Source organism: Streptomyces sp. NPDC047880, assembly GCF_040706515.1.
Classification (GTDB): Bacteria; Actinomycetota; Actinomycetes; order Streptomycetales; family Streptomycetaceae; genus Streptomyces.
On the sequence record NZ_JBEZOK010000003.1, the window covers coordinates 53,384 to 73,375 of the forward strand.

General features: G+C 70.9%; 13 protein-coding genes. 9 read left to right on the forward strand and 4 right to left on the reverse strand.

What is annotated here, in order from left to right; genetic code table 11:
* Positions 1 to 4 precede the first annotated feature (4 nt).
* From AB0937_RS06140 to AB0937_RS06150, 3 genes are all read left to right on the forward strand, one after another.
* The gene (locus AB0937_RS06140) at positions 5 to 1,513 is read left to right on the forward strand and encodes an NADH-quinone oxidoreductase subunit M (RefSeq protein ID WP_366709798.1); all 1,509 of its coding nucleotides are present in this window, start codon (positions 5 to 7) and stop codon (positions 1,511 to 1,513) included.
* A gap of 5 nt (positions 1,514 to 1,518) precedes the next feature.
* Positions 1,519 to 2,940, forward strand: a complete 1,422-nt coding sequence (locus AB0937_RS06145; RefSeq protein WP_366710221.1) for an NADH-quinone oxidoreductase subunit N — start codon at positions 1,519 to 1,521, stop codon at positions 2,938 to 2,940.
* 634 nt (positions 2,941 to 3,574) lie between these two features.
* Positions 3,575 to 5,341, forward strand: coding sequence for a lysyl oxidase family protein (locus AB0937_RS06150; RefSeq protein WP_366709799.1), 1,767 nt, complete (start codon positions 3,575 to 3,577; stop codon positions 5,339 to 5,341).
* A 271-nt stretch (positions 5,342 to 5,612) separates the two neighbouring features.
* On the opposite strand, the gene AB0937_RS06155 is transcribed toward AB0937_RS06150, so the two are convergent.
* Positions 5,613 to 6,866, reverse strand: coding sequence for an SLC13 family permease (locus AB0937_RS06155; RefSeq protein WP_366709800.1), 1,254 nt, complete (start codon positions 6,864 to 6,866; stop codon positions 5,613 to 5,615).
* Positions 6,867 to 6,964: 98 nt separating this feature from the next.
* The gene (locus tag AB0937_RS06160; protein ID WP_366709802.1) at positions 6,965 to 8,110 is read right to left on the reverse strand and encodes a PrpF domain-containing protein; all 1,146 of its coding nucleotides are present in this window, start codon (positions 8,108 to 8,110) and stop codon (positions 6,965 to 6,967) included.
* A 170-nt stretch (positions 8,111 to 8,280) separates the two neighbouring features.
* Between AB0937_RS06160 and AB0937_RS06165 the strand changes: the two genes are divergently transcribed.
* The gene (locus AB0937_RS06165; protein WP_366709803.1) at positions 8,281 to 9,234 is read left to right on the forward strand and encodes a LysR family transcriptional regulator; all 954 of its coding nucleotides are present in this window, start codon (positions 8,281 to 8,283) and stop codon (positions 9,232 to 9,234) included.
* A gap of 391 nt (positions 9,235 to 9,625) precedes the next feature.
* On the opposite strand, the gene AB0937_RS06170 is transcribed toward AB0937_RS06165, so the two are convergent.
* Positions 9,626 to 10,465 (reverse strand): tat (twin-arginine translocation) pathway signal sequence, encoded by an 840-nt coding sequence (locus AB0937_RS06170; RefSeq protein WP_366709804.1) that lies wholly within the window; start codon positions 10,463 to 10,465, stop codon positions 9,626 to 9,628.
* Positions 10,466 to 10,812: 347 nt separating this feature from the next.
* Here AB0937_RS06170 and AB0937_RS06175 point away from each other — a divergent pair, with 347 nt between their 5' ends.
* Positions 10,813 to 11,421, forward strand: coding sequence for a hypothetical protein (locus AB0937_RS06175; protein ID WP_366709806.1), 609 nt, complete (start codon positions 10,813 to 10,815; stop codon positions 11,419 to 11,421).
* Entirely contained in the window at positions 11,418 to 11,795 is a 378-nt protein-coding gene (locus tag AB0937_RS06180; protein WP_366709807.1) for a peptidase inhibitor family I36 protein, read from the forward strand. Before AB0937_RS06175 ends, AB0937_RS06180 begins: the two co-directional genes overlap by 4 nt.
* A 118-nt stretch (positions 11,796 to 11,913) precedes the next feature.
* Here AB0937_RS06180 and AB0937_RS06185 read toward each other — a convergent pair whose 3' ends face one another.
* Positions 11,914 to 12,243: a helix-turn-helix domain-containing protein gene (locus AB0937_RS06185; protein WP_366709808.1), complete on the reverse strand. Its 330-nt coding sequence runs from the start codon at positions 12,241 to 12,243 to the stop codon at positions 11,914 to 11,916.
* 107 nt (positions 12,244 to 12,350) lie between these two features.
* On the opposite strand from AB0937_RS06185, the gene AB0937_RS06190 reads away from it, so the two are divergent.
* The 3 genes from AB0937_RS06190 (at position 12,351) to AB0937_RS06200 (ending at position 19,950) form a co-directional block, all read left to right on the forward strand.
* Positions 12,351 to 12,749 carry an STAS domain-containing protein gene (locus tag AB0937_RS06190; RefSeq protein WP_366709809.1) on the forward strand — a complete coding sequence of 133 codons (399 nt, stop codon included), beginning with the start codon at positions 12,351 to 12,353 and terminating at the stop codon, positions 12,747 to 12,749.
* 270 nt (positions 12,750 to 13,019) lie between these two features.
* Complete coding sequence (locus tag AB0937_RS06195) at positions 13,020 to 17,291, forward strand: HAMP domain-containing protein (protein WP_366709810.1); 4,272 nt, start codon at positions 13,020 to 13,022, stop codon at positions 17,289 to 17,291.
* A gap of 103 nt (positions 17,292 to 17,394) precedes the next feature.
* Positions 17,395 to 19,950, forward strand: a complete 2,556-nt coding sequence (locus AB0937_RS06200) for a SpoIIE family protein phosphatase (protein ID WP_366710223.1) — start codon at positions 17,395 to 17,397, stop codon at positions 19,948 to 19,950.
* The last annotated feature ends 42 nt before the right edge of the window (positions 19,951 to 19,992 follow it).

The window sequence follows — 19,992 nt, forward strand, 5'->3', positions numbered from 1 at the left end:
CGCCGTGCTCACGGCAATCGTCCTGCTCCCGACCGCCATGGCGGCCCTCCTGCTGTGCGTGCCGCGCAGCGCATCCCGCACTCTGTTCCTCACGGCCTGGGCGGTGACCACCGCCGTGGAGCTGCTCCTGACGGTGATCGTCTGGGCGGGGTACCAGGCCGACGGCGGCATGCAGTACGAGACGCAGGCCCGATGGATTCCCAGCGCCGGCATCAGCTACCACGTCGGAGTCGACGGCCTGTCCCTTCCTCTGGTGGCCGTCACCTGCGTGCTGTTCCTCGCCTGCACTGCGTACGCGTGGCGCGAGACCCGACGGCCCCGGGAGTTCGCGGCCCTGTTCCTCTTCCTCCAGACGACGTGCCTCGGCCTGTTCGTCGCCCTGGACCTGATCCTGTTCTTCGTCTTCTTCGACCTGTCCATCGTGGCGATGTACTTCATCATCGCCGGGTGGGGTCACCAGGGCGCAGCCCGCGCTGCCCTGAAGTTCTTCCTCTACACCTTCATCGGCTCCCTCGCCCTGCTGCTCGGCTTCATCGGCCTCTACCTGGCAGCCGACCCGCACACCTTCGACATCGTCGAACTGACCGCAGCCAACTCACTGGCCGGACGCGCGACGTACGGCACCCTCGTCCTCCTCGCCATCGCCGTCGGACTGGCGGTGAAAACCCCGACCGTGCCCTTCCACACCTGGCTGCCCCCCGCCCACACCGACGCCCCGGCCGCCGGATCGGCGATCCTCGCCGGGGTGTTGCTGAAGATGGGGACGTACGGCTTCCTGCGCATCGCCATGCCCGTCCTGCCCGACGCCTGGCGCGAGTACGCCCTTGTCTTCGTGGTCGTCGGTGTGGTCTCCGTGCTCTACGGCGCTCTGGTCGCCCTCGCTCAGACCGACTTCAAGCGGATGGTCGCGTACACCTCGGTCAACCACATGGGCTACATCATCCTGGCGATCGGCGCGGCTGGGGCCGTCGGCGTGAATCAGGAGGAGGCCCGGCGTCTGGCCGTCACCGGCTCGGTCTTCCAGATGGTCAGTCACGGGCTGCTGACCGGCGCGCTGTTCCTGTTGTCCGGCGTGCTGTACGAGCGGGGGCGTACGTACGAGATGTCCGCATACTCCGGCGTGGCCGGGCGGGCGCCCGTCTTCGCCGCGCTGACCGGCGTCGCCGCCTTCGCCTCGCTGGGGCTGCCGGGCTTCTCCGGCTTCATCGCCGAGTTCCAGATCCTCACCGGGAGCCTGGGGCCGGAGCCGGTCGCCACCGGCATGGCCGTGCTCGGGATCCTGCTCACCGCGGGCCTATTCCTCCGCGCCCTGCAGCAGGTCTTCCTCGGGCCACTGCGGCTACCGGTTGCCGCGCCCGGCACCGACCGGCCGTTCCCGGACATCCGGCTCCACGAAGGGATCGCGATCGTCCCGCTGCTGGTTCTGGGCGTCGTTCTCGGCCTCGCTCCCCGGTTCGTCCTGGACGTCATCGAGCCCGCCTCGCGCACCGTGCTGGAGCTGCTGGCGCGATGAACGAGATGACCGGGATGAACGAGAATCCCCTCGACCTCCTGCCCGAGGTCCTGCTCGCCGCCTCAGCCGTGCTCGGTCTCCTGCTCGGAGCCTGGCTTCCGCGCCGCCGGCAGTGGCTGACCGGCGCGCTGGCGGTAGCGGCCTGCACTGTGGGGATCGTGGCCGCCGGGATCGCCGCAGCCGGTCCCGTGGAGACGGCTTTCGGCGAGTCCTTCGCCCTGGACACGCTCACTGCCACCAGCCGGATCGTCATCCTCGGCGCCACGCTGCTGGTCCTCGCGCTCGCCATGCCGCGCCTGTACGCCGACCCGCGCGAGACGGAGTTCTTCGTCCTGCTCCAGCTCGCCTCCGCAGGCGCCCTGATGATGGCTGGAGCCCAGGACCTGCTCCTCCTCGCCGCCGGTTACCTGCTGGCCAGCGTGCCCGCCTACGCGCTCGCAGGGTTCCGCAAGGACGGCCCCGGCACCGAGGCGGCCTTGAAGTTCTACGTCGTGGGTGCCCTTCTCGGCGTCGTGATGCTCGCCGGCATCACGGTCCTCCTCGCCGCCGGGCGCGCCACGTCGTACCCGATGCTGCGCACCGGACTCACCGAGGCACCGCCGGGACTGGTCGCGACCGGCACGCTCGCCTTGCTCGCCGGTGTCCTGTTCAAGGCCGGAGCCGTTCCCGGCCACTTCTGGGTACCGGACGCGGTTCAGGGCAGCTCGGCGCCAGTCGCCGCCTTCCTCACCACGATCCCCAAGATCGGCGCGCTGGCGGCGTTCTATCGCCTCGCCGCCGTACCCCTCGTGGACGCCGACCTGTCGTGGGCCGACCTGGTGGCGGTGCTCTCGGTCGCCTCGATGACGTTGGGCAACCTTGCGGCCTTCTTCCAGCAGGACGTCAAGCGGCTGCTCGCGTACTCCACCATCAGCCAGGTCGGCTATCTCCTGCTTCCAGTGGCCGTCGCCGGGCGCACCGGCCTTGACCAGGAGGCGCTGCTGTACTACCTGGCCGGGTACGCGCTGACGAACCTCGGCGCCTTCGCCGTCGTCTGCGCACTCCCCGGCGCCGACACCATCGACGACTATCGCGGCCTGGCACGGGCGCACCCGGCCCTGCTGGCCTCACTTGTCGTCTGCCTGCTGGGCCTGGTGGGCACGCCCCCGACCGCCGTTTTCCTCGGCAAGCTGGAAGCCTTCAGCGCTGCCTTCGACGGCGGCTACGCTTGGCTAGCGGTCGTCGCGGCCGTCAACACGGTGGCTTCCCTCTTCTACTACCTGCGCTGGATCGCCCCGGCGTTTCTCTCGCGCGGACTCGTGGGTGATCCGGTTGTGATGTCAAGATCAGCTGCCGTTGTCGCCTACGGGACAGCCATCGGATCTGTCGTAGTCGGGCTACTCGGTGGGACCGTCCTGGACGTGCTGGGCGGACCACTCGCGCGGTGACGGATCAGGTGGCCTGTCGGCCTACCGATGCATGGCCGTGCCGGCGCCGCCGAGCACCAGTCGAGGGTGGGATCACCGAGGCACGGAGACCGCGCCCAGGAGAGACGGCCGACGAGCATGAGGCCCCTGAGGCGCCCTCCTGCCTGCGAGGGCCGGTGTGGGGCGGATGCGTGATCGGCAGGACGCCGTTCCAGGGATCGGCTTAGTAGGCGTCGACCCCGAGGATTCGTGGAAGTCAGGCCTGCGGATGCATAGTCTGGCCGGCGCGCAGCCCACGACCGGCTCGGGCATGACTTTCTCCTCCACGACGGCGAGGCGACCTAGCTCTACGAAGTCAATGTGGTGAGACTACATAGTTCGGGGCGGGGTGTGCGTGTAGCCCCTATGCGGGTGGTGCGTGGGCCGTCTCGAGGCCTTGCACGGTGGCAGGTCGGGCCGTGCAGGATCTGGCCACTACGACGCATTTCGGCCAACACTCCGTGCCCTTTCCGCCTCCGGACAACCGCGCGACCGGTCCGTTCCTCTCACAGCGCGGGTGGAGCAAGACGCCTCGCACATGACGGCCCCGGCCCGTATCCCGCGGACGCGCGGTGCCGCCTGCTTCCTTCTCACAGCACCGGAGGACGAGCCAACCATGACCAGAAGACGCACCGTTCGGCTGCGGCGTACGCTGCTCGCCGGCACCACGGCCGTCGCCGTGACGGCCGTCACGGCCGGCATCGTGGCCGCGGCGCAGGAGCCCGCGAAGGCCGCGAAGGGCCCCGAGTTGAGCATCGTCGCGGCGACCAACTCGGTGACGCTCACCTCCTGGAAGGAGGAGCCGGGCGTGTACCTGGACCTCGGCACCTACCTCATCGCCGAGGGGACGCCGCTGGAGCTCAAGGTGACCCGGAAGTCCTACAAGGACCCGGTGACCGTCACTCAGACCGTGTACGAGGGCGGCAAGCCCAAGGCGAAGAAGCTGCCCACGGGCACCGTGAAGGACTTCTCCGGGCTGCCAGGCTTCTCGGAGATCACCCTCACCGACAAGGCCGGCAAGAAGGTACTCACCCGCAGCGAGAGCTTCTGCCCGAACAACGCCAGCGGCCGAGTGCGGCCCGACGCGCCCTCCACCTCCAAGTATCCGGAGAGCTGCCCCACCAACCCCTTCACCCTCGGCTCGGTGTGGGGCGTCGAGAAGGGCTGGGCGGCCAACACCTACGCGGGCTCCTACACCGAGCCGGTCCAGCTGCCGGCCGGTACGTACACGGCCAAGGTCGGTGTCGCCAAGAAGTACCGCGACCTGTTCGGCATCGCCGACAAGGCGGCCACGGTCAAGGTGACCGTGGTGGAACGACGCGGCGAGGACGAAGAGGGCTCCGTCGGTGCGGTGCCCCGCTCCGCGAAGGCCGGAGAGCACGCCGCGCACGCCGGTCACGGTGCCGGTCACCAGGCGCCGAGCGCGCACGCCGGTCACGGGCCGGGGCATGCCCCGACCCCCGCCGAGGCCGCCGCGCCGGTGACGAGCGGCGCGGGTCCCTCGTACAACGTGGGCCACGGTCCGCTGAAGGCCGCGCCGCCGGCCCTGCCGTGGGCGCTGAAGAAGAAGCAGATGTCCGCACAGTCTCCGCAGGCCGGGGACAGCGGCGGCCAGACCGACGGCTCGCGTCAGGCGCCCGCTCTCAAGCCGCTGTCGAAGCGGCCCACCGGCAAGCCCTCCGTCCCGGACGTCCCCAAGCCGGACCTGCGCTCGCTGCCGGCCTACGGCATCACCATCAGCGACGGCGACAAGGACATCCCGGGCAAGGACTACCTGGCGTTCAGCGCCAACGTCTGGAACGCCGGCCCGGCGCAGCTCGTCGTGGACGGGTTCCGCAAGCCCGGCAAGGCCAAGATGGACGCCTTCCAGTACTTCTACGACGCCAAGGGCAAGCAGGTCGGCTACACCCCCACCGGCACCATGGAGTGGGACCCGCGCCCGGGGCACGTGCACTGGCACTTCACCGACTTCGCCAGCTACCGGCTGCTGAAGGCCGACAAGAAGGAAGCCGTGCGCAGCGGCAAGGAAGCGTTCTGCCTGGCCAACACCGACGCGATCGACTACACGGTGAAGAACGCCAACTGGCACCCGTACAACACGGACCTGGCCACCGCCTGTGGCGAGGAGAACTCGATCTCCGTCCGCGAGGTGCTGGACGTCGGATCCGGTGACACGTACACCCAGGACCTGCCGGGTCAGTCGTTCGACATCACCGGCGTGCCCAACGGCACCTACTACATCCAGGTGCTGGCCAACCCCGAGAAGCGGCTGAAGGAAACCGACCTCGGCAACAACAGCGCACTCCGCAAGATCGTGCTCGGCGGCGAGCCGGGTAAGCGGACGGTCACCGTACCGGCGCACGACCTGGTGAACGCCAACTGACCCCGCCGCTCGACCGGTAGGGCGTCCCCGCCCGAGATCAGGGCGGGGACACGGCCGTCGGCGGCATTCTCCGAGCGGGAGTTGGTTCGGGGCCTCTCGGTGCAGCTCAGGCCGGGAGAAGTTCTGAGCGCACCAGATGGTCTTGCCGTCGGTTGAGGGGCGGTGCTGCCGGCGTCGATCGACCAGCAGTCCAGGTCCCGGGCTCCAGGCGCCGCCGACGGAACGAGGGGGTGTGGCCCCTCGAATCGGACCCGGCCCCTCTGTCACGCGGCTACGACCAGGGCAGGACCAGCGCGCCCCAGGCGACGACCGGGCCGAGGGCGACGATCCCACCGGTGTAGCCGATGACCTGGCGGTAGAAGCGGCGCGGGTCCACCCCGCGGGCGTTGCTGAGGACGAGTGCGCCGTTGGTGGAGAAGGGCGAGGTGTCGACGATCGTCGTGGAGACGGCGAGCGCGGCGATCAGCCCGGCGGCGCTCAGGTGGCTGGAGAGCAGCAGCGGCACGGCGATCGGGATGATCGCGGTGAGGATCGCGGTGGAGGAGGCGAACGCGGACGTGACGGCCACGGTGAAGCACAGCATCAGGGCGACGGCGACCGGTGCGCCCAGGCCCGCCGCGTGCTCGGAGATGTTCTCGATGATGCCGGCCTTCTCCAGCATGGCGATGTAGGTCATCATGCCCGCCACCAGCAGCAGGGTGGACCAGCTGACGCCGTCCACGGCCTTCTCCTGGCGCTCCATGTCCACCAGGGCCAGCAGCGCACCGGCCGCGAGGGCGAGGAAGCCGATCTCCAGATGGAAGCCGAGCGCGCCGACGACGAGAGCGGCCAGGCAGGCGAGGGTCAGCCACTGACGCCAGTCCGGCCTGCCGGACACGGCGAGGTCCTGCTCCTCGGCCGCCTCCTCGGACCCCTCGGCCAGTGGGACGGGGCGCTTGGCGAGCAGCACATAGGTGAGGGCCGAGAGCACCAGGTTGATCAGGAAGCTGGCGCTGAACAACGTCACCGCGGAGATGTGCAGTCCGGTCTTGTCGACCAGGCCGAGCACCAGCGCACCGGACACGGCGAGCGGGGAGAACGCGCCCGCGTGCCCGCCGCTGATCACCATCATGCCGACGACCAGCGGGTTGAGCTGGTAGCGGTGGGCGAAGTTCATGCCGATCGGCGCGAGGATCGCGACCGCGGCCGGGGTGAAGGTGCCGAACGCCGTCAGCAGGGCGGCCACCAGGAACAACACCCAGGGGATGAGGGCGACCCTGCCACGCACCAGCCGTACCCCGGCCGCGACGAGCCGGTCGATGGTGCCGTTGCGGCGGGCGACGGAGAACAGGTAGGTGACCCCGACGATGGTGACGAAGAGCTTCGCCGGGAAGCCCTCGAAGATCTCGTCCTCGGTGAGGCCGAGCGAGGCCGTGCCGACGGCGAAGGTGGCGACGAAGGCGAGGATGCCCAGATTGATCGGCAGCACCGTGCCGACCACGAACATCACCAGCAGCGCGCCTGTGGAGATCACTTCAGCAGACATCTTTGTCCTCGGTGCGATGGGGGAGGGGCGCGCCCGGGGGCGCGAGGGTATCCCGGTGCGGACGGCTGGGGACCGGCCGACCGAGGTGATGTCCCGGCTCAGGCGGCCTGCGTGCGGCCCCGTCGCGGGACGGGGACGCGGCCGGTTTCCGGGACGTAGATACGGGCGTCGGCGAGCAGCCGTGCCGCGCGTTGCACGGTGACCCGCCGCGGCAGGCCGTCCCGCAGGTCGGTGCAGCGGACCGCGACGATGCCGGCGGGTGTGCCGAGACGCAGCCATTCCTCGGTCGGGCCGCCCGCGGTCCGGAAGACCACGGAGCCCTCGACGAGCCCGGCCGCCGCGACGGCGACGGCTGAGGTCAGGCCGATCGCGGGGTGCGGGGCGTTCATGCTGAGCATGCGCACCGAGATGTCGTAGTCCTCGGCCGCGAGCCGCTCCCCGAGGGGGGTGGTGTACGGCACCGCCGGGCCCACCAGGCCCACCTTGGGCACCGCGTCGCCGGGCTCCTCGCCCGGCCCGAGCAGCCCCATCAGCGGTGCGGCGGCATGACGCACGGTGCGCAGCCAGGGCACATCCGCGCCCATCCGCTCCAGAGGCTCGGCGCCGGTGCGTCCGGCGCCGGGGGCGTCGACGAGGACGACGGGCGCTCCGGCGTCCACCATGCTCACCCGTACCGGCTCGGCGGCTGCGACCCGCAGGTCCTGCGCGGCCTGCCCGGTGGGGAGCAGTAAACCGGTGGTGCCGCCGGCCGGATCGCGGAAGGTGAGGCCCACGGCCACCCCGCCGGCACGGGTGCCGGGTACGGTCTGGCGGCCGAAGTGGTGGACGACGCCACCGGTGGTGTCCACGAGCCCTTCGAGGACCGCGCCGGTGTTGGTGTTGCGCATCACCACACGAGTCCGGTCACCGGTGATGGCCACCATGCCCTTCGCGACCGCGTACAGCGCGACCCCCGTGGCGCAGTTGCCGCAGTTGCTCGTCCACTCGACCGAGCCCGTTCCGATGCCCACCTGGGCGAAGAGATAGTCCACGTCCACGCCGGGTTCGGGGGAAGCGCCCACCACCGCCGCCTTCGAGGTCGTGGGGGTCGCCCCGCCCACGCCGTCCAGTTCCACGGGATCGGTGGCGCCGTACGCGGAGACCAGCAGTTTCTCCAGTTCGCCACGTCCGGCGGGGACGTCGACCTGGTTGAACAGCCAGCACTTGCTGGTGCCGCCACGCACCAGGGTCGCGGGAATGTGCACGTCCGGTCTCTTCCTTGATCAACGAGAGGGAGGGAAGGGCCGAGGCGGTGATGACGGGCGCATTGCGGGCCGGTGAACCGCTCGGCGAATGCGGAGACCCTCGCAGAGGCGTGACTTCGGAACAATCGCAGTTCGCTTCACATGGGTTAAGCCCAGCTAAAGTCGCAGCCATGCTGAACGTGCGCCGACTGCTGCTGCTCACCGAGGCCACCGAACGCGGGTCGCTCACCGCCGCCGCGGAGGCCCTGGGTATGACCACCTCCGCCGCCTCCCAGCAGATGTCCCTGCTGGAGCAGGAAGCCGGACAGCCCCTGATCGAGCGGCTGCCGCGCGGGATCCGCCCCACTCCGGCGGGTTCCGCGCTGGCCGTGCGAGGTCGGGCGATCCGCCGTGAACTGCGGGCGGCGCAAGCCGACTTGGACTCCTTCACGGCCCTGGATCAGGGCACTTTGCGGCTCGGTTCCTTCCCCACGGCCAGCGCGTCCCTGCTGCCGCTCGCGCTCACCCGCTTCCGGCGCCGTCACACCGGCATCCGTATCGAGGTGCGCGCCGGGGTCCTAGCCGAGCTCCGGGAAATGCTGCACACCGGCGAGGTGGAGCAGGGGCTGCTCTGGGACTACGAGTGGAACCGCCTCGACGATCCGGCGCTCTCCCTCACCCACCTGCTGGACGACCCCACGGTGCTGGTGGTCCCCGCCGACTCGCCCCTGCGCGGCCATCCCTCCGTGCGCCTCGGCGACCTCGCCGACCAGGAGTGGATCATCCGCGCGGACAACCACCCCGTCGCCGATGTCCTGCGCCGAAGCTGTCGCCAGGCGGGCTTCGAGCCACGTATCGCCTACTCCTCGCACGACTACCAGGAGGCGCAGGCCATGGTCGCCGCCGGGCTCGGCATCGCCCTCGCCCCCCGCCTGGCGCTCACCAGCCGTCGCAGCGACGTTCGACTGCTGCCGTTCGCCTCCGACGTGCCGGCCCCCACCCGCCGCATCCTCCTCGCCCGCACCACGGCCCGCCCCGCAACTCCCCCCGCCCAGGCGATGGCCCGCGTCCTGCGCACGGTGGCGCAGCGGTTCACGGCCCCCGGACTGCACCGGGCCCAGCTCGGTGCGGTACGGCGCGGCTGAGGCTTGAGGATGCGGGGCGGCCCCCTGCGGGAGGACGGCCGGATCAGCAAACGCGGTGCCGCCATGGCGCACCTCTCCAACTTCGTCCGCCCCGGACACATACGGGTCGCGGTGCCCCCCCAGCCGAACGTCTACGTCTCGGCGTACCGCGGGAGCGGCTCCCGGCTGGTCGTCGTCGCCGTCAACAAGGCGACGTCGCACGTGAGTCAGCGGTTCGTCCTGCAATCCAACACCTCGTGCGGTGTGTCGTCCTGGCTGACGGACTCCGGCAGGACCCTCGCGTCCCCAGGGCAGGAGCACCGTGTCGAACGGCTCCTTCACCGGTCGGCTTCCCGCTCAGAGCGTGACGACCTTCGTGACCGGGTGACACTCCGCACCGGCGGCCGGTGTCCTACCAGCCCCCGTCGAGGAAGGCGGCGAGAGCCTGGGACGAGTGTGCGGCGCTGGTGGTGTTCGCGACGGCGATGACCAGGGCGAGTGCGGCGCAGAGGGCGGAGGCCGCGACGCCGGCCTTCATCGCGCGTCTCGACCGGGTGCCGGGCGCCGCCCTGCGCCGCCTCCACAGGGCGGCAGCGACGCCGGCCAGGGCGAGTCCTGCCGTGGCGGCCATGGCGGCCAGGACCGCGTGGTACAGGGCGAAGTCGCCGATCATCGCGGCGAGTGGGGGCGAGTGCCCTTCGGCGGGATGGTCGGCGATCTGCTGCCGCATCTGCGCCAGGGTGCCGGCCAGTTCGCCGTCGGTGTCCGCGTCGCCACCGGTCAGCATGGGGAGCAAGGAAGCGAAGGGGGCCACCGCGCCTTGCACATTGGCCACCAGTGCGACCAGGGCGAACGGCCCGAGCAACGCGACCAGGGCGCCTGCCGGCACGAGGAGGCGGCGGCCGGGCCGCCCGTCCGCCCGCTGCCGGGCCAGCCGCCCGAGGAGGACGCCGAGCACGACGACCGCTGCGAGAAGCAGGGCGGACACGACGGCCTTGACCAGGTGGAAGCGGAACCAGAACTCGACCGTGGTGTCCAGTTGCCGGGGGAAGTCCGGACTGCCGGAATCCCAGTAGGCGACCAGGCCGCGGCGGAAGGACGCTGCGACGTTTCCGGAGTCGACGCCGTCGTGTGCCAGCGTGCCCGGCACGACGAAGAAGGCGGCCAGCAGCGCTCCGCTCGTCGCGGTCAGCACGCCGATCCGCCGCCCTGGCGCGGTGGTGAGGCGAGGGTGGAACAAGTGACTGTTCATGAAGGGGCCTTGGTGGAGGAGGCGACGCCGTTCCGCGCGGACGGAGGGACGGGAAAGCTGCAGCCCTCGGCACAGAAGCTAGCGCGGCCGCGAGCAGGCGGTCTGTGGGGGCACCCTCCGAGTCCCTGCTGGGGCTGACCCCACCTCCACCGCTGTTCGTGACGTCGAGGAGGGGCAACCCGGCCTCCGAGGCAAGGCGTTGGCGCGTCGGCCATCGCACACCGGGCGACCCGCCGGCCTGGCCGGGACGCCATGTCCTCCCATGCCGTGACCTGCGCGGGTTCTTGATCGTTCCAAGTGACGTGGAAACGAGCGCTGCTTGGGCCCGGGGTGCGGGCAGGACGGCGGTGGCCGGCGTACTCACGGTGCTGCTGGCCGGAGGCTGTGCCGGGCCGCCCCCACCCGTACTGCCCGCATCGGAGCAGGCGCGCGGCGACCTGATCAGGGCAGCGCAGCAGGTGCTGGTGGATCGGTGCATGACCGCCCGGGGCGCCGCGGGGCCGTCCGCGTCGCGGGAAGACGCGCTCTTCGGGACGGCCCCGGCCGAACTGGAGGTCACCCTCGCCACCGGACACACCGTCCGCACCCACACGGACGGCTGCCTGGCGCAGGCGCACCGCTACCTCTACGGCGACCAGGCCCGCTGGTTCCGAGCCGAGGTCACCGTCAACAATCTGCGCCCCGAGGCGCAGGCCCGGCTCAAGGAGGATCCCCGTTACCGGGCAGCGCTCGCACGCCGGGCCGCCTGCCGTGAGGAAGACACCCGGTGTGCGCGAAAGAGCGGGCTCGGCGACCTGAGGGCCCGGCTGGAGCCCGCCCGGCTCGCCGCCGTCCGCGCCGCGCACCGTGACGACATCGCCACCTACGAGCGGTTGCGCGACCACGCACTGCACCGCGCGGCACGGCTGCTGGCCGACCGCCCCACCCCCCACCGGAAGGGTCCCGTCCCGTCATGACGCACAGCAGGCTGTTCTCCGCCCTCGCGGCGGTCTTCCTCTTCCTCACCGGCGCGCTCACCACCGCCGGCACGGCCGGTGCCTCGGACTGCCCGCGCGGTGAGTTCTGCGTGTGGCAGAACGCCGACTTCTCCGGTCAGCGCGCCAACTGGTCCGGTGACGACCACTGGTGGGAGAGCTGGATCGCGGACACGGACTCCTCCTGGGCCAACCACGGGATCTCCGGGCCGGGCGTCAAGGACCACGTCCGGGTCTACTCCCGTGCGAGTCTGGGCGGACACATGACGATCTGTCTCACCCCCGGCGAGGAAGCCGGCTACAACGGCGCGGCGAACGACCAGGGTGATTCCCACACCTGGGCCATGAGCTGCTGACACGAGGCCCGAGCGAAGCCCCTGCCCGGCCACGTCACGCAGGGGCTTCGCGCTGCGACCGGGTACCGGGGTCTCCGCGCCGGGGGCCGGGCGGGATCTCCGGGACCGGCGGGCCAGGCTACGGGGCGACGGGCTTCCTGACGCGGGTGGTCTCGTCCTGCACGAGCAGGGAGAGCAGGGAAGCCACGGAGAGTCCGGCTTCGGCCGGGTGTCGCAGCACCTTGTCCGGTTCGATCCGGTAGGTGTTCGTGCGGCCGTCCCGGGTGTGGGAGAGATAGCCGTCCTGCTCCAGATCCGAAATGATCCGCGAGACGGCGCGTTCCGTGAGACGGCAGCGGGCGGCGATGTCGCGGATGCGGACGTTCGGGTTGTCGGCGATGGCTGCCAGTACGCGCGCGTGGCTGGTGATGAACGTCCATCCGCTGTGGGACTCGGGCACTGCGACCATGCGCAGCATTTTAAGCGGCACCGTTGCCCGAACGTAGATACGTGACATACTTTTCATGCAACACAGGACGTGCTCCCCTCGGGGAGAGTCACAGAAGGAGCCCGAAGGTGCCCTGGGACGAGACCGGCATGCCGGCACTCACGCGCGACGCCGGCGCCGAGGTGCCGGCGGGACACGCGCACGCCCCCGACGGGGCCGCGGTGCTGCAGTACGCATGGCGCGGGGCCTGGGTCATCATCGCCCGCGGCTCCTACGACATGGACTCGATCACGCCACTGGCGGACGCGATGGCGGCGGCCGTCGGGAAGTACCCCAAGGTGATCCTGGACGCCTCCGGCATCACCTTCGCGGACTCGACGCTGCTGAACCTGCTGATCCTCACGCACCAGACGGGAACCCTGCGGGTGGTCGCGCCGTCCCCGCAGCTCCAGCGCCTCTGTGAGATCACGGGAGTCGACCGCCTTCTGGAGGCACGGGATTCCGTCGACGCCGCCGCCGTCTCCTGAACGGGCCTGCTCGGCTCTCGTGACCCGTCCGTCGGCCCTCCCGCCGCCGTCGCCGACGGGGTCCGGGGTGCGGTGACGGAGTTCGGCCGAGGTTGGTGGCTCCTGCTTTGTTCAGGGCTTGAAATGTGGGTTAACCTGCGGCGTATTTCCACATCGCATACACATCTATAAGCGTGGAACACGCATGCACGACAACCGGCGCCGCTCATCGGCCCGGGGGTTCCGAGTCCTCGGTGTCGAGGGCTCTTGGGGAGCGGAACGAGGGTGCGCATGATCAGCGACAGCACTGGGGTCGTCGATGCGGTGCCGGGCGACCAGGAGTTGCGTCGGCTGCTGGCAGGTCTGACGGCTGTCCGTGACGGGGACTTCGGTACCCGGCTGCCGGACGACGCAGACGGCCTCATGGGCGACATCGCCACGGTCTTCAACGGCATGGTCGACCAGCTGTCCGTGTTCACCTCCGAAGTCACGCGAGTGGCCCGTGAGGTCGGTACCGAGGGCACCCTCGGCGGTCAGGCGGAGGTGCCCGGCGTCTCCGGCACCTGGGCCGACCTGACCGACTCGGTGAACGCGATGGCGGGCAACCTGACCACCCAGGTCCGCGACATCGCCCAGGTGGCCACGGCGGTGGCCAAGGGCGACCTCTCGCAGAAGATCGACGTGCCCGCCCGCGGCGAGATCCTCCAGCTGAAGGAGACCGTCAACACGATGGTCGACCAGCTGTCCGCGTTCGCCGACGAGGTCACGCGTGTCGCCCGCGAGGTGGGCAGTGAGGGACGTCTCGGCGGCCAGGCGCAAGTGCCCGGCGTGGCCGGGGTCTGGCGCGATCTGACCGACTCCGTGAACCACATGGCGGGCAACCTCACCAGCCAGGTCCGCTCCATCGCCCAGGTCACCACCGCGGTCGCCGAGGGTGACCTGTCGCAGAAGATCACCGTGGACGCGCGGGGTGAGATCCTCGAGCTGAAGAGCACCATCAACACGATGGTCGACCAGCTGTCCGCGTTCGCCGACGAGGTCACGCGTGTCGCCCGGGAAGTCGGCACCGAAGGACGCCTCGGCGGCCAGGCGGACGTCAAGGGCGTCAAGGGCACCTGGCGCGACCTCACCGACTCCGTGAACTTCATGGCCGGCAACCTCACCGGCCAGGTCCGCAACATCGCACTGGTGGCCACGGCGGTGGCCAAGGGCGACCTGTCGCAGAAGATCACCGTGGACGCGCGGGGTGAGATCCTCGAGCTGAAGAGCACCATCAACACGATGGTCGACCAGCTGTCCGCGTTCGCCGACGAGGTCACGCGTGTCGCCCGCGAGGTCGGCACCGAGGGACGTCTCGGCGGCCAGGCCCAGGTCCGCGGGGTGTCGGGCACCTGGAAGGACCTCACCGACAACGTCAACGTCATGGCGTCCAACCTCACCGGCCAGGTCCGCTCCATCGCCCAGGTCGCCACCGCCGTGGCGCGCGGCGACCTGTCGCAGCGGATCACCGTCGAGGCCGCGGGCGAGGTCGCGGCGCTGGCCGAGGTCATCAACACGATGGTCGACACGCTCTCCGCGTTCGCCGACGAGGTCACGCGTGTCGCCCGCGAGGTGGGCACCGAGGGGCGTCTCGGCGGCCAGGCGCACGTGCCGAACGTCGCCGGCACCTGGAAGGACCTCACCGACAACGTCAACTCGATGGCCAACAACCTCACCGGCCAGGTGCGCAACATCGCGCTCGTGACCACCGCGGTGGCCAGGGGCGACCTGTCGAAGAAGATCGACGTGGACGCCCGCGGCGAGATCCTCGAACTCAAGACGACGATCAACACGATGGTCGACCAGCTGTCCGCGTTCGCCGACGAGGTCACCCGTGTCGCCCGTGAGGTCGGCACCGAAGGACGCCTCGGCGGCCAGGCCGAGGTCGAGGGCGTCTCCGGCACCTGGAAGCGCCTGACGGAGAACGTCAACGAACTGGCGGGCAACCTGACCCGGCAGGTCCGCGCGATCGCCGAGGTGACCAGTGCCGTCGCCGAGGGTGATCTGACCCGCTCGATCAACGTGGAGGCGTCCGGCGAGGTCGCCGAGCTCAAGGACAACATCAACTCGATGGTGGAGTCCCTGCGCGAGACCACCCGGGCCAACCAGGAGCAGGACTGGCTCAAGACCAACCTCGCCCGCATCTCCAGTCTGATGCAGGGCCACCGCGACCTGCCCGTGGTCGCCGAGCTGATCATGGACGAGCTCGTCCCGCTGGTCTCGGCCCAGTACGGCGCCTTCTACCTCGCCGAGGACGGCGACGACGGGCCCGAGCTGCGGCTCGTCGGCTCCTACGGCTACCCCGAGGAGAGCACCCGTCCCTCCCGCATCGCCTTCGGCCGCACCCTGGTCGGCCAGGCCGCCCGCAGCCGGCGCACCATCATGGTGGAGGAGCTGCCGGACGGCTATGTGACCATCTCCTCGGGCCTCGGCCAGGTGGTGCCGAGCGCGCTGGTGCTGCTGCCCATCGTCGTCGAGGGCCAGGTCCTCGGCGTCATCGAGCTGGCGTCGGTCACCCCCTTCACCCAGATCCACCGGGACTTCCTGGCGCAGCTGATGGAGACCATCGGCGTCAACGTCAACACCATCGTGGCCAACGCCCGCACCGACGAGCTGCTGGTCGAGTCCCAGCGCCTCACCGTCGAACTCCAGGCCCGCTCCACCGAGTTGCAGGTCCAGCAGGAGGAGCTGCAGCGCTCCAACGCCGAACTGGAGGAGAAGGCCTCGCTGCTGGTCGCGCAGAACCGGGACATCGAGGCGAAGAACCTGCAGATCGAGCAGGCGCGCCAAGAGCTCGAGACCCGCGCCCAGCAGCTGTCGCTGGCCTCGAAGTACAAGTCGGAGTTCCTGGCCAACATGAGCCACGAACTGCGCACCCCGCTCAACAGCCTGCTGATCCTCGCCCAGTTGCTGGCGCAGAACCCGTCCCGCAACCTCACGCCCAAGCAGGTCGAGTACGCCCAGATCATCCACTCCGCCGGGTCGGACCTGCTCCAGCTGATCAACGACATCCTCGACCTGTCGAAGGTCGAGGCCGGGAAGATGGACGTCACGCCCGAGCGGGTGACGCTGCGTCAGCTCATCGAGTACGTGGAGGCCACCTTCCGGCCGATGACGACGCAGAAGAGCCTGGAGTTCACGGTGACGACCGCGCCCGGCGCACCGGCGGACGTGCTCACCGACGACTCCCGGCTCCGCCAGGTCCTGCGCAACCTCCTGTCGAACGCCGTGAAGTTCACCGAACAGGGCGGCGTGGAACTGAGCATCGAGCCCGCGGGCGACGACGAGGTGCCCGAAGGCGTCGTGCGGGGCGCCTCCGTGGTCGCCTTCCGTGTCAAGGACACCGGCATCGGCATTCCGGAGCAGCACCTGGAGACGATCTTCGGAGCGTTCCAGCAGGCGGACGGCACGACGAGCCGGAAGTACGGCGGCACCGGTCTGGGCCTGTCCATCACGCGGGAGATCGCCCAACTGCTCGGCGGAGCCGTCTCGGTGCACAGCACGCCCGGCCAGGGCAGTACGTTCACGCTGTTCCTGCCCGTGGCACGCCCCGACTTCGAGGAACTGCTCCACTCCGGCAGGCCCCTGGAGCGCGTCTCGGCGGAGCCCGTACCGGAGGGACCGGCCGGTTCGGTGCCGGTGCCCCAGATCGGGCCCGGCCCCCGGCCCCGGAGGCTGCTCGTCGTGGAGGAGCGCTCGCGCGGGCTGCTGACTCTCGTCGCGGAGAGCGTGGTCGCCGACCTGACGCACGGCCGGACGGACGGTGCCCAGCGGCCCGCGGTCGACATCATCACCGCCGTCGGCGCGCAGGAGGCGGCCGGTGCCCTCGCGTCCGAGCCGTGCCACTGCGTCGTCCTGGAGCTGGGCATGCGCGACGACGAGGCCTCCCGCTTCCTCCAGGCCTTGGAGGGCGACTCGGCGCTGACCAGCGTTCCGGTGCTGGTGCACAGCAGCCACCCCACGGACGCCCCCCTGGACGAGACGCTGCGCTCCCGCTCCGAGGGCGGCGCACTGGAGCTGCTGTCCAGCCTCGACGAACTGCGGGAGCGCATCGCCCTGCATCTGTCCGCCGAGGAACCCGGGGACGTGCTCTCCCTCGTCCGTACGGAGGGGGCGCAGCAGCTGACGCCGCCCGTCGCCCATGACGCGTCGGCCGGCCGTACGGTCCTCGTCGTCGACGACGACGCGCGCAACCTCTTCGCGCTGAGCGGCATCCTGGAGCTGCACGGCTTCCGCGTCCTGCACGCCGAGAACGGGCGCAGAGGCATCGAGACGCTCGTGAACAATCCGGACGTGGCCCTCGTGCTGATGGACGTGATGATGCCGGAGATGGACGGTTACACCGCGACGGCCGAGATCCGCCGCATGCCGCAGTACGCCGAGCTGCCCATCATCGCCGTCACGGCGAAGGCGATGCCGGGCGACAGGGACAAGAGCCTCGCCTCGGGTGCCAGCGACTACGTCACCAAGCCCGTCGACACGCGCGACCTCATGGCCTGCGTCCGCCGCTGGCTGCCGGCATGAGCACACCGGCGTCCGACCCGTACACCGCCGGGCCGGGCGCCCCGCAGCGCCTGTCGTTCCGCGCCCCAGGGCACTCCAGCCGAGGAGCATCCACACCGTGAGCATGTCCGAGCAGTCGCGCGAGCCGGGTGACGGCGAGCCGAAGCGCGGTTCGGCCGCCGGTCCCGAGTCCTCCCCGTCACCGGTGAGCTCCGACGCGCTGTCCCGCACTTCCGACGGGGTACCCGAGGGCCCTGACCAGGAGGCGGCGGCCTCCGGGGGGCCGGTCACCTCCGACGGGCCGCCCGAGTCCCGAGCCGAACCGCCCGCCGACCGCGAGGACCCGTCGGCCGCGTCCCCCGTGGGCCGGCTCGCCGCCACCGTGGAACGGCTCAGCCGGGAGGTGCGGGCCGCCCAGGCGGAGGCCGAAGGGCGCGCCCTGATCGAGCTCGCCAAGGGCGTCCTGGTCGAACGGCTGCAGTGCGGCCCGGCCCAGGCCGCCCGGCAGCTCGCCCAGTTGGCCGAGCAGGCCCAGGTCACCCCCCTGGAGCTGGCCGTCGACGTCATCAACCAGGCCGCCCGGGACCGGATGTCCGAGGTGACGGACGCCTTCCTCGCCGCCACCCGGGCCGCCGACGAGGCGGATACCGAGTCGGCCGCCGTACGCCTGCGCGCGGCCGAGAGCGGCGTCCTGGCGGCGGACGACACCCAGGCCGTGGCCGACGCCCTGCTGGAGCAGGCGTTGCGTCCGCTCGGCGCGGTGGCCGTGGCCGTATGGGCCGCGGGTGCCGACGGTTCGCTCAGCCTGGCGGGCAGCGCCGGTTTCTCGCCAGCCGAGGCGGAGCGCTGGCGTTACGTCCCGCCGGACGTGGTGACCGTGGCGCGACGGGGCCTCATCGAGCGCGAGGGGCAGTGGATCACCACCCTCGGCGTGACCGGACTGCCCACCATCGGCCTGCACCACCACCCGGACGGCGGCCGGGCCGCGCTGCCCGCCGGCACCGGAGGCCGTATCCACGGTGTGCTGGAGATCGCCTGGCCGGACCCGCTGGAGCCGCAGCCCCCGCAGATCGTCCGGCAGGTGGAGGCGCTTGCCGAACTGTGCGCCCACACGCTGGAGATGTACACGCCGCCGCAGGGAGCGGCCCAGGAGCCGCGCGTGCTGCCGGACGCCGCCGAGCTGATGGACCTCGCCGACGGGCTGTACGACCCCGCCCTCGTCCTGGTTCCGCATCTGGACGCCGACGGGCACCTGGTGGACTTCCGCATCCAGCACGTGAACAGCCGCTTCCTGGACCCGGCAGGCCGGCCGCGGGCGGTCGTGAACGGGGCGCTGCTGCTGGAGGCCTACCCGATGGCCGCCGGGGACAGCGAACTGTTCCAGCGCGTCGAGCGGGTCTACGCCACGGGTGAGCCGTTCCGGGCCCGCCGGATGAACCTCACCGCCCTCGTCGACCAGGTCCCCCTGTCGGCCGTCGCGGACATCAGCATCAGCCGACACGGCATGTCCGTCCTCCTCATCTGGCGCATCGAGGACGAGACGGCCCGGCTGGCGAGCCTGCTCCAGCACGCCCAGCGGCTGGGCCGCATCGGCGGGTTCGAGGAGAACGTGCTCACCGGTGAGATCACCTGGAACGGGCAGCTCTTCGACCTCTACGGACGCCCCCAGACGAGCACCCCGGTGCCGCTGGAGGAGCTGCCGGCCCATGCCCACCCGGACGACGGCGTCTCCATCCGCCGTTTCCTGCGCACGCTGCTGCACCACCAGCGGCCGGCGGCGGCCGACTTCCGGCTGCAGCGGCCGGACGGGGTGACCCGTCACATCCGGATCGTCGCCGAACCGGTGCTCGACACCGACGACCGGCTGCTCCTGGTGCGCGGCGCCTGCCAGGACATCTCGGCCCAGCACTGGACCGAGGTGGCGCTCGCCGCGACCCGCGACCAGCTGGCGCACACCGAGCAGCAGGCCACGGAACGCAACCGGCTGACCCTGCAGTTGCAGCACGCCATCATGCCGCCCACCCAGGCGCCGTTGCAGATGTCCGGTCTCCAGGTGGCCGTGCGCTACCGCCCCGCGGAGACCGAGCAGTTGGTGGGCGGCGACTGGTACGACGCCGTCGTCCTGCCGTCCCGCAAGGTGCTGCTGTGCGTCGGGGACGTGGCCGGGCACGGCATCGAGGCCGCCACCAGCATGGTCGTCCTGCGCAACGCGCTGCGCGGTCTGGCCGTGACCGGCGCCGGTCCGGGCCAGCTGCTGTCCTGGCTCAACATCGTGGCGCACCACCTGACCGGCGCCGTCACCGCGACCGCGGTGTGCGGACTGTACGACCCGGTCACGCGGACGCTGCGCTGGGCCCGGGCCGGGCACCTGCCGCCCGTCCTCGTCCGGGACACCGAAGCGGCCCCCCTGCCCCTGGTCAAGGGTCTGCTGCTGGGGGCCGTCCCCGAAGCCGTGTACGAGGAGACGGAGCTGCAACTGGCCCCCGAGGACACGCTGTTGATGTACACGGACGGCCTGGTCGAGCGCCGGGACCGGCCCGTGGAGGAGTCCCTGACCCACCTCCTGACCACCGCCCGTACGGCACCCAGCTCGCTCGACCAGCAGCTGGACCGCCTCCTGACCTACAGCAAGTCGGACACCGACGACGACACGTGCATCGTGGGCATCAGAGTCGGGTGAGGAACATGGGCCGTCGTGTGGTCCGACAGCACGTCCCGGAGG

Bases quoted from the DNA above. Each gene is read 5' to 3' on its own strand.
- AB0937_RS06150 (WP_366709799.1), top strand. From the start codon at position 3,575: ATGACCAGAAGACGCACCGTTCGGCTGCGGCGTACGCTGCTCGCCGGC.
- AB0937_RS06155 (WP_366709800.1), bottom strand. From the start codon at position 6,866: ATGTCTGCTGAAGTGATCTCCACAGGCGCGCTGCTGGTGATGTTCGTG.
- AB0937_RS06170 (WP_366709804.1), bottom strand. From the start codon at position 10,465: ATGAACAGTCACTTGTTCCACCCTCGCCTCACCACCGCGCCAGGGCGG.
- AB0937_RS06145 (WP_366710221.1), top strand. From the start codon at position 1,519: ATGACCGGGATGAACGAGAATCCCCTCGACCTCCTGCCCGAGGTCCTG.
- AB0937_RS06195 (WP_366709810.1), top strand. From the start codon at position 13,020: ATGATCAGCGACAGCACTGGGGTCGTCGATGCGGTGCCGGGCGACCAG.
- AB0937_RS06165 (WP_366709803.1), top strand. From the start codon at position 8,281: ATGCTGAACGTGCGCCGACTGCTGCTGCTCACCGAGGCCACCGAACGC.
- AB0937_RS06180 (WP_366709807.1), top strand. From the start codon at position 11,418: ATGACGCACAGCAGGCTGTTCTCCGCCCTCGCGGCGGTCTTCCTCTTC.
- AB0937_RS06185 (WP_366709808.1), bottom strand. From the start codon at position 12,243: ATGGTCGCAGTGCCCGAGTCCCACAGCGGATGGACGTTCATCACCAGC.
- AB0937_RS06200 (WP_366710223.1), top strand. From the start codon at position 17,395: ATGTCCGAGCAGTCGCGCGAGCCGGGTGACGGCGAGCCGAAGCGCGGT.